Source organism: Laceyella sacchari (assembly GCF_004343255.1).
Lineage (GTDB): Bacteria > Bacillota > Bacilli > Thermoactinomycetales > Thermoactinomycetaceae > Laceyella > Laceyella sacchari.
Genome location: NZ_SMDD01000019.1, coordinates 1 through 1421, shown reverse-complemented (window position 1 = coordinate 1421; position 1421 = coordinate 1). Strand labels below are relative to the sequence as shown.

Annotated in this window: 2 protein-coding genes; both read right to left on the bottom strand. The window is 44.0% G+C overall.

Annotation, left to right across the window (positions count from 1 at the left end):
- Nucleotides 1-44: 44 nt before the first annotated feature.
- Nucleotides 45-263 carry a hypothetical protein gene (locus tag EDC32_RS16140; RefSeq protein ID WP_132223987.1) on the bottom strand — a complete coding sequence of 73 codons (219 nt, stop codon included), beginning with the start codon at nt 261-263 and terminating at the stop codon, nt 45-47.
- A gap of 88 nt (nt 264-351) precedes the next feature.
- Nucleotides 352-1026 carry a uracil-DNA glycosylase gene (locus EDC32_RS16135; protein ID WP_132223984.1) on the bottom strand — a complete coding sequence of 225 codons (675 nt, stop codon included), beginning with the start codon at nt 1024-1026 and terminating at the stop codon, nt 352-354.
- Nucleotides 1027-1421 lie beyond the last annotated feature (395 nt).

The window sequence follows — 1421 nt, the reverse complement described above, 5'->3', positions numbered from 1 at the left end:
CCTCGGTGATTTGCAACATCGACGATCTAAGAAGGATCTCCTTCTTAACCTCGTTGCTTTATTCCATATCTAATTTTCAAGGTGCGTTTCTTTGTGATCACCGCCACATCGCGGCGACAAGTAGTAATATAACATGGTTCAATAATAAATGCAACCCCTTTTTTTGTTTTTTCATTAACCACATCAAAACATCCAGAACCGCAAAGGTGTTTCCATGGTTTTGCCAAACAGTTCTCTATACCTTCCTTCACTTCCTCTGTCATTCTAAGAAAAAATTTCCCTATGCGCAGGCATACCCCCAACACAATCAAAGGCTTGCAAATTCACATCGAATTTGCAAGCCTCTCTCCATTAGAGCGCAGGAATTTGCCAATCGATTTCTTTTCTGCCCATTTCTTTTAAAAGATGATTTGCCTTTGAAAAAGGTTTTGTACCAAAAAAACCTTTTCTTGCTGCAAACGGGCTGGGATGAGCCGACTCGATGATGTGGTGGCGCTCATTTGTGATTAAGTTCTTTTTCTCTTGCGCATGCCGCCCCCACAACAAGAACACAACCGGTTGTTCTCGTTCGTTTAACGCCTTGATCACCTGATCGGTAAAGTTCTCCCATCCCTTACCCTTATGGGAATTGGGTTTGCTCTCCCTTACCGTCAACACCGTATTCAACATCAGAACACCCTGCTCCGCCCACTTCACCAAATAACCATGGTTAGGGATCTCGCACCCCAGATCATCATGTAGCTCTTTGAAAATGTTCTTAAGAGAGGGGGGTTGTTTCACTCCCGGCTTGACAGAAAAGCTCAGCCCGTGTGCCTGTCCCGCCCCATGGTAAGGGTCTTGTCCCAATATCACAACACTGGTGTCTTGGTATGATGTCAGATTCAATGCTGAAAAAACATCTTCTCGAGGAGGATAAATGGTTTCTTGCTCATATTCTTTTTCCAAAAAGGAAATCAATTCTTTATAGTACGGTTTCTCAAACTCCGGTTGCAAAATGGTGGCCCAATCATTGGTAAGCGTAAACATGTCAACCGATCCTCTCCGTCTGATCTAATGTTGCTATCACTTATCCATTGTCACACAGATGGAGAAGGTATGTAAAGGAACAAGTGTTTGACAAACACATTTTCCCCTATGCTACTCTCTGTTAATCCTACCAGTCACCGATCACTTAATATTTTGGCTTCTAGCGGTATTTGCACTCGTTCAGACATCTTCGCACCTACCTCATAAACAGCTTCACCGATGGCAATCAGTATGCTCCCGTCTTGTCATCGGCTCCATGCAAATCAAAAAGCCCCGGCCATAGGCCGGGGCTTAATCGTATTCCCTGAAAACTAAAGAGTGAGTGTCACGTGACCCAAGAAAATGATCGATAATGCTCTAGAAAGAGCTCCTTAGAAAGGAGGTGATCCATCCCC